Genomic DNA, 8,233 nt, shown 5'->3' with positions numbered 1-8,233 from the left:
GCGAGAGATCCGACGGGCCGTGAGAGCCGGTACGCACCTGATAGAGCGAGGCGAAGTCAGCGATACGGCGCATGCCGGTGATGCCGCCCGCGTGGGTAATAGTGGTGCGAATATAGTCAATCAGCTGCTCTTCGATCAGCTGCTTGCAGTCCCAGATGCTGTTAAAGACCTCGCCCACGGCAATCGGAGTCACCGTATGCTGGCGGATCAGGCGGAAGCACGCCTGATTCTCGGCCGGAGTCGGATCCTCCATCCAGAACATGCGGAACTCTTCAATGCTCTTACCAAAGCGCGCCGCCTCAATTGGCGTCAGGCGATGATGCATGTCATGCAACAGATGCTCGTTAAAGCCAAACTTGCTGCGCACCGCGTCAAACAGCTTCGGCGTGAAGTCGAGATACTTCTCCGTTGACCAGAGCTGCTCTTCCGGCCACTGGCCTTTGGTAGCAGGCTCGTAGGCCAGCCCTTTACCTTTAGACATGCCGTAGGTGGTTTTCATTCCCGGCACGCCGCACTGTACGCGAATGGCTTTGAAACCCATCTCTTTATGGCGGGCATAATCTTCCAGCACGTCATCAATGCTGTGGCCCGTGGTGTGGCAGTAGACCATCACCCCTTCCCGGGAAGCGCCGCCCAGCAGCTGATAGAGCGGCATGTTGGCCGCCTTGGCTTTGATGTCCCACAGCGCCATGTCGATTGCCGAGATAGCGGACATGGTGACCGGGCCACGACGCCAGTAAGCGCCCTTGTAAAAGAACTGCCAGATATCTTCGATACGGTGTGCATCGCGGCCAATCAGCTGCGGGCAGAGATGATCCTTAAGATAGGAGGCCACGGAGAGCTCGCGCCCGTTCAGCGTGGCATCGCCCAGACCGACAATCCCCTCGTCGGTGGTAATTTTGAGGGTGACAAAATTGCGCCCCGGACAGGTAACAAATACTTCAGCCCCTACAATCTTCATCTTCTGATCCTTTACATCTCGGTTGTGATGCAGAGAATTTACGCAACTGAGCTACTACCATACAAGTATGATGATCGTAAAATCGTCGCTGGATCACAAAAAAAGGCGCTATGCGCGCCCCCATCCTGCCACGATAATCAACATCCCGCAGAGCGCCACCAACGCACCCAGCCAGTCGTAAAGGCTGAGCTTGACGCCATCCACGACCCGCAGCCAGATCAGCGCGGTGCAGACATAGACCCCACCGTAGGCGGCGTAAACGCGCCCGCTGGCCGCCGGATGCAGGGTCAACAGCCAGACAAAGGCCGCCAGCGCCAGCCCGGCCGGGATCAGCAGCAGCGGGCTGGCTCCCCGCTTTAGCCACAGCCAGGGCAGGAAGCAGCCAAGGATTTCGCATAGCGCAGTGATGAAAAAGAGCAGCGTGGTATTGAGAGTGGCGATATTAAACATTAAAGATGACGGCCTTATATCGTCCAGGAAGAATGGTGTAGAATAGCGTGAGTAATGAGCCACGTCCTCCCTGGCTAACCGAGGAGTAACAATGAACATGATCTTTAGTAAACGCCTCTGCCTGGCGGCTATGCTGACGCTGGGTGCTGGCATGATGTGTTCCGCAGCCAATGCTGATACCAGTAAGCTTATCATTGAGTCCGGCGACAGCGCCCAGAGCCGCCAGCAGGCCGCGATGGAAAAAGAGCAGTGGAATGATACCCGCAGCCTGCGCAACAAGGTAAACACCCGCGTGGAAAAGGAGTTTGATAAGACTGACGTGGCCTTCGATGCCCGTGATAACTGCCAGAAGAGCGCTAACGTCAACGCCTACTGGGAAGAGAATACGCTGCGCTGTCTCGACCGCCGTACCGGGCGGCCGATCGGGCAATAACCTTAGTAGTAGGCGATAGTGTTTTTGATCGCGTACTGATGCTCAACGGCAGGGGTTACGCTTTCATCAACGATGGTTAACGAGCAGCTTACCGGGTTGTCGTGACGATCGTATTCGCAGGCCTGCTTCACGCTGCCGATAGGCTTATCATTCAGCGTGCTGACGCCGGTATAGTCGAGCTTTTTGCGTCTGTCCGTTGAGGGTGTTGATTCCACGGACAGATGCATCTCCTTGCTGGTGGTCGATTTGCCGAGCGGGTACCCTTCCGCATCATACTGGTAGTTAATCTGCAACTCCTTGCCGCGGGCAAGCACCACAAAACCCTTCTCATCCGTATCCCAGGTCACGCCCGCCGACGGGAACTCTGCCAGCTGGCATTTACCCTGTAAACGCAGGCGCTTCTCATGGGTCACGGCATCGACGTAAAAGTTGGCGTTCAGCACCAACGCTAAGCCGGTGTTGTTATCTACATCGTGAAGTTCCAGCGTATCAAAGCATCCCTCCTGCGAGAGCGTGCCGGTCACGCGCCTGGAGACTTCCCCCTTATCATTGAGCAGCGTCTGGCTAAAGTCTTTTACCGGGCCACGCAGTGGGTCAAAGTCAAACTCATTGGAGAAACTGGCCATCTCTGGCGTAAACGAAACCGGCGCTTTGCCATCATCGCACCCGGCAAGCACTGCCGTAACGGCTGCCAGCATTATTAATTTTTTCATACCTACCCCACGCGTTGCACCTTATTAAAGCATCTTAGCAAATTCAGTTATTTATGAAACATCATCCCTTCGCATTAGCTTGTTCGCTGCGCTGTGACGGGGCGCACCTTTTTTGCTCAACGCTGCGCAGCCCGGGTGCAGTCGCCGCTCCCCGCCAGCTGCACATTATTAAAATATTATTATTAAACAATAGATTAAAAACTGGCACGCCGCTTGCTATTTGAATTCCATCTTGTATACCAGATGGAATTGCTCACTATGACAATAATGACCGGCCAGACCCTGAGCGGGTGGCAGCAGCAGATCCAGCAGCGGCGCGGCGACGTTTTATCTCTCCTGACGACGCACCTGGCAACCCTCTCTGCCGATGACAATGCATGGATTACCCTCGCCACACCTGAGCAAATTGCTGCCCAGCTGGCAGCGTTAACGCCTCGCTATCAACAGGATCCGGCGTCGCTGCCGCTGTATGGCATCCCCTTTGCCGTTAAAGACAATATCGATGCGGCCGGATTTCCCACCACCGCGGCCTGCCCGGCGTTTCGCTATATCGCCGAGCAGGATGCGACCACGGTTGCGCAGCTCAAAGCCGCCGGGGCGATTGTCATTGGCAAGACCAATCTCGATCAGTTTGCTACCGGTCTGGTGGGCACGCGCTCTCCGTGGGGAGCGGTGAGCAACAGCTTCAACCCTGACTACGTGAGCGGTGGCTCCAGCTCCGGCTCGGCGTCAGTGGTGGCGCGCGGTCTGGTGCCCTTCTCCCTCGGCACCGACACCGCTGGCTCCGGCCGGGTACCCGCCGGATTTAATAACATCGTTGGGCTAAAGCCCACCAAAGGCTGGTTCTCCGCCAGCGGCGTGGTTCCAGCCTGCCGCCTGAACGATACCGTATCGGTGTTTGCCATCACTGTCAGCGATGCCTGGACCATCGCCGAAACGGCGGCAGGCTACGATGCCCGCGACGCCTACTCTCGCCACGTACCGGGCACCGCCCCGGCCGCGCTGCCGGAGCGCCCGGTATTTGCCGTTCCCGACACGCTGCAATTCTTTGGCGACGCCCAGGCCGAAGAGGCGTGGGAGCGCGCCCTCGAGCAGCTGCGCGTCTGTGGCGTAACGCTGAAAACCATCGACTTCACCCCGTTCGCCGAACTGGCCGCCCAGCTTTATCAAGGGCCGTGGGTTGCCGAGCGCACCGCTGCCGTGGGGGAGATAATCGACCGCCCGGAGGAGATGGATCCGACGGTGTATCAGATCGTTGCCGGAGGCAGTCGCTACAGCGCGGTAGAGGCGTACAAGGCCGAGTACCTGCGCGCCGAGCTGGCGCGAAAAATTCAGCTGACGCTTGCCGAGGTCGACGCGCTCGTCGTGCCCACTTCGCCGACCATCCGCACTAAAGAAGAGATGCAGCAGGAGCCAATCCGCTACAACTCGGAGTTTGGCACCTATACCAACTTTACCAACCTGGCGGATCTCAGCGCCCTGGCCCTGCCCGCGCCGTTCCGTGCCGATGGCCTGCCCGCCGGGATCACTCTGCTCGCCCCCGCCTGGCACGATCGCGCCCTCGCCAGCTTCGGCATCCGTTGGCAGCAGCAGAGCCGCCTGCCTCTGGGGGCAACCGACACCCGCCTTCCCACAGGCGAAACGACGCTGCCCCTCTCGCAGGATCATGTGCGAATCGCGGTGGTCGGGGCGCATCTGCGCGGCATGCCGCTTAACCATCAGCTTGTTAACCGCAAGGCGGTATTTGTCGAGACCAGCGAAACCGCGGCCTGCTACCGCCTCTATGCCTTGGCCAATACCCAGCCGGCAAAGCCGGGTCTGGCCCGGGCCAGTAGCGGCGAATCCATTCAGGTCGAGCTGTGGGATATCCCGCTGGCGCGCTTCGGTGAGTTTGTCGCCGAGATCCCAGCGCCATTGGGGATCGGCTCTCTGGAGCTGGCAGATGGCCGCTGGGTAAAAGGGTTTATCTGTGAGGGTGCGGCGCTTGGCGACGCGCAGGACATTACGGCTTATAAAGGCTGGCGGCACTGGCTCGCCAGCAAGGAGACTCAGCATGTTTGATCGCGTACTGATTGCCAACCGGGGTGAAATCGCCTGCCGCGCCATCCGCACCCTGCGTCGTCTGGGGATCGTGAGCATTGCCGTCTACTCCGACGCGGATAAAAACGCCGAGCACGTTAAGGCGGCGGATATCGCCCTGCCGCTGGGCGGAGAGAAAGCCAGCGACAGCTATCTGCGCATCGACAGCATTATCGATGCCGCTAAGCAAAGCGGCGCCCAGGCGATTTGGCCCGGCTACGGCTTTCTCTCTGAGAGCCTGGCCTTTGCCGACGCCTGTGAGCAGGCAGGCATCGTCTTTGTTGGCCCGACAGCACAGCAGATTGGCGAGTTTGGCCTCAAGCACCGGGCGCGCGAGCTGGCCGCCCAGGCGGGCGTGCCGATGACGCCGGGCACCGGCCTGCTGAATACTCTCGACGAGGCGCTGTTGGCCGCACAGGAGATTGGCTACCCGGTGATGTTAAAAAGCACTGCGGGCGGGGGTGGGATCGGTTTGACCCGCTGCGCCGACGATGAGGCGTTACGGCAGGCGTGGGAGAGCGTCCGCCGTCTGGGCGAGCAGTTCTTCAGCGACGCGGGGGTATTTATAGAACGCTGCATCGATCGCGCGCGCCACGTTGAGGTGCAGATCTTTGGCGACGGTAACGGCAACGTAGTGGCGCTCGGCGAGCGCGACTGCTCTCTGCAACGCCGCAATCAGAAGGTCGTAGAAGAGACCCCTGCGCCGGGATTACCGGAATCCACCCGCGCCGCGCTGTTAGCCTCTGCCGTTGAGCTGGGCAAGCTGGTGAACTACCGCAGCGCGGGCACGGTGGAGTATATCTATGATGCCGGGCAGGATGCGTTCTACTTCCTGGAGGTCAACACCCGCCTCCAGGTGGAGCATCCGGTCACCGAGTCCGTGACTGGTCTCGATCTGGTTGAGTGCATGCTGCGCGTTGCCGCCGGGGATACCATCGACTGGGAGCGACTCCAGCGCAACCCGCAGGGCGCGGCGATTGAGGTGCGTCTGTATGCCGAAAACCCGCTAAAGAATTTCCAGCCAAGCCCCGGCGTACTGACCCACGTCAGCTTCCCGGAGAACGTGCGCGTCGACAGCGGCGTAACTACCGGCAGTGAGGTCTCCGCCTTCTACGATCCGATGATCGCCAAACTGATCGTCCATGCGGATACCCGCGAGGAGGCTCTGCTCACGCTGCGCGAGGCGCTGGACGCAACCCAGCTGCACGGCATCGCCACTAACCTTGACTATCTGCGGCAGATCGTTGCCAGCGAGGCCTTTGTGCAGGGCAGCGTCTGGACGCGGATGCTCGACACCTTTACCCCCGCCACGGCGGCTATTGAGGTCGTGCAGCCCGGTACCTGGAGCAGCGTTCAGGACTACCCCGGTCGTCCGGGCTACTGGGACGTCGGCGTTCCGCCCTCCGGCCCGATGGACGATTTTGCCTTCCGCCTGGCCAACCGCATCGTGGGCAACCACGCCTCCGCCGCCGGGCTGGAGTTTACCCTGCAAGGCCCGACGCTGCTGTTCCACAGCGATACCACTATTGCCCTGACCGGAGCCGACTGTCATGCCGAGCTTGACGGCCAGCCAGTCGCGTACTGGCAGCCAGTGGCGGTGAAGGCCGGGCAGACGCTGGTGCTGGGCCGCGCCCACTCCGGCTGCCGTACCTATCTCGCCGTGCGCAACGGTATTGACGTGCCCTGCTATCTCGGTAGCCGCGCGACCTTCGCCCTCGGCCAGTTTGGCGGCCACGCCGGACGGACGCTGAAGGTGGCCGATCTGCTGCCCATCTCCCGCCCCGAGTTAGCCGCCTGCACTACGCCTGCGCCAGAGCGGGATCCGCAGCCGCTGGCCGCCGGGCTGATCCCTGAGTATCAGGAGAGCTGGCACATCGGCGTGCTCTATGGTCCGCACGGCGCGCCGGATTTCTTCACCCAGGAATCCATCGACGAGTTTTTCGCCAGCGAGTGGCTGGTGCACTACAACTCTAACCGTCTCGGCGTACGCCTGACCGGGCCGAAACCCTCCTGGACCCGGCCCGACGGCGGTGAGGCGGGCCTGCATCCGTCTAACGTTCACGACTGCGAATATGCCATCGGCGCGATCAACTTTACCGGCGACTTCCCGGTGATCCTCACCCGCGACGGCCCGAGCCTCGGCGGTTTTGTCTGCCCGGTGACCATCGCCAAAGCGGAGCTGTGGAAAGTGGGCCAGGTGAAGCCTGGGGATCGCCTGCGCTTCTACCCGATAAGCGTTGAGGAGGCGGTAGCCCTGGAGAAGGCCCAGCACCGCATCGTCGAGACGCTGGAGCCTGCCGAAACGCTGCCCGCGTTTGCTACCCCATCGCTGGCGGATCGCGACGGGATCTCCGCCGCCGCGCTGGTCTCTATTCCGGCCAGCGGCACGACGCCCGCGATCTGCTATCGCCAGGCGGGGGATAACTACATCCTGATTGAGTATGGCGAGAACGTCCTCGATCTGGCCCTGCGCCTGCGCGTCAGCCTGCTGATGGCGCAGCTTCAGACCCTGGCCCATCCGGGGATTAAAGAGCTCTCCCCTGGCGTGCGCTCGCTGCAGATCCGCTACGACAGCCTCGCTATCAGCCAGCCGTCACTGGTGGCCATGCTGCTGGAGATTGAAAGCAGCCTGGGAGACGTCAGCGAGATGAAGGTGCCGTCGCGCATCGTCTGGATGCCGATGGCCTTTGAAGACAGCGCCACCCTTGGGGCGGTCAGCCGCTATCAGGATACGGTGCGGGCCAGCGCCCCATGGCTACCCAACAACGTTGACTTTATTCAGCGCATTAATGGTCTGGCGGATCGTAACGCGGTGCGCGACACGATTTTTGATGCCAGCTACCTGATCCTCGGCCTCGGCGACGTCTACCTGGGCGCGCCCTGCGCCGTGCCGGTGGATCCGCGTCACCGCCTGCTGAGTTCGAAATACAACCCGGCGCGCACCTTTACCGCCGAGGGCACGGTGGGCATTGGCGGGATGTATATGTGCATCTACGGCATGGACTCGCCCGGCGGCTATCAGCTGGTGGGGCGCACCCTGCCTATCTGGAACAAATTCCTGAAAAACAGCCAGTTCAAACAGGAGGAGCCGTGGCTGCTGCGCTTCTTTGACCAGGTTCGTTTCTATCCGGTCAGCGAGGAGGAGCTGGAGCGTCTGCGGGATGATTTCCGTGAAGGCCGGGCCACTATCCGCATCGAGGAGACAGTGTTCGACTACGCCGAGCATCTGCGTTTCCTTGCGCACAACGCGCCCGAGATTGCCCAGTTCCGGGAACGTCAGGCCGCGGCCTTTAGCGAAGAGGTTGCCCGCTGGCAGCTGGATGAGCAGGCCCAGCCCGAGGAGATAGTACTGCCACCAACAGACGCGGTGGACGACGGCGCGCTGGCGGTGAACGCTGACATGAACGGCAACATCTGGAAGGTGCTGGTCCAGCCAGGCGATGAAGTTATCGAAGGCCAGCCGCTGGTGATTGTCGAGGCGATGAAGATGGAGCTGGCGATCCACGCCCCGCAGGCGGGACGCATCAAGCGTATCGGCTGTCAGCCCGGTCGTCCGGTAACGCCTGGCGATGCCCTGCTGTGGCTTGAGCCGTGAGC

The 8,233-nt window shown here is 61.0% G+C and carries 6 protein-coding genes; 3 read left to right on the top strand and 3 right to left on the bottom strand.

Annotated elements, in window-relative coordinates:
- Together manD and RTM13_RS17160 are read right to left on the bottom strand one after the other, a co-directional pair.
- Positions 1–961, bottom strand: a 961-nt coding sequence (gene manD / locus RTM13_RS17165) for a D-mannonate dehydratase ManD (protein WP_312213570.1), incomplete at its 3' end; no start/stop codon positions are given.
- Positions 962–1,069: 108 nt separating this feature from the next.
- Positions 1,070–1,411, bottom strand: a complete 342-nt coding sequence (locus RTM13_RS17160; RefSeq protein ID WP_312213568.1) for a YnfA family protein — start codon at positions 1,409–1,411, stop codon at positions 1,070–1,072.
- A gap of 91 nt (positions 1,412–1,502) precedes the next feature.
- Between RTM13_RS17160 and RTM13_RS17155 the strand changes: the two genes are divergently transcribed.
- Entirely contained in the window at positions 1,503–1,844 is a 342-nt protein-coding gene (locus RTM13_RS17155) for a DUF1283 family protein (RefSeq protein WP_312213566.1), read from the top strand.
- Positions 1,845–1,846: 2 nt separating this feature from the next.
- On the opposite strand, the gene RTM13_RS17150 is transcribed toward RTM13_RS17155, so the two are convergent.
- Complete coding sequence (locus RTM13_RS17150) at positions 1,847–2,557, bottom strand: YnfC family lipoprotein (protein ID WP_312213564.1); 711 nt, start codon at positions 2,555–2,557, stop codon at positions 1,847–1,849.
- Between the two features lie 258 nt (positions 2,558–2,815).
- On the opposite strand from RTM13_RS17150, the gene atzF reads away from it, so the two are divergent.
- The gene (gene atzF / locus RTM13_RS17145; protein WP_312213562.1) at positions 2,816–4,618 is read left to right on the top strand and encodes an allophanate hydrolase; all 1,803 of its coding nucleotides are present in this window, start codon (positions 2,816–2,818) and stop codon (positions 4,616–4,618) included.
- Complete coding sequence (gene uca, locus RTM13_RS17140; protein ID WP_312213560.1) at positions 4,611–8,231, top strand: urea carboxylase; 3,621 nt, start codon at positions 4,611–4,613, stop codon at positions 8,229–8,231. Before atzF ends, uca begins: the two co-directional genes overlap by 8 nt.
- Positions 8,232–8,233 lie beyond the last annotated feature (2 nt).

The organism is Pseudescherichia sp. (genome assembly GCF_031979925.1).
Lineage (GTDB): Bacteria > Pseudomonadota > Gammaproteobacteria > Enterobacterales > Enterobacteriaceae > Pseudescherichia.
Note: the sequence above shows the minus strand (reverse complement) of the source record. Positions and strands in the feature narration are given on the sequence as shown.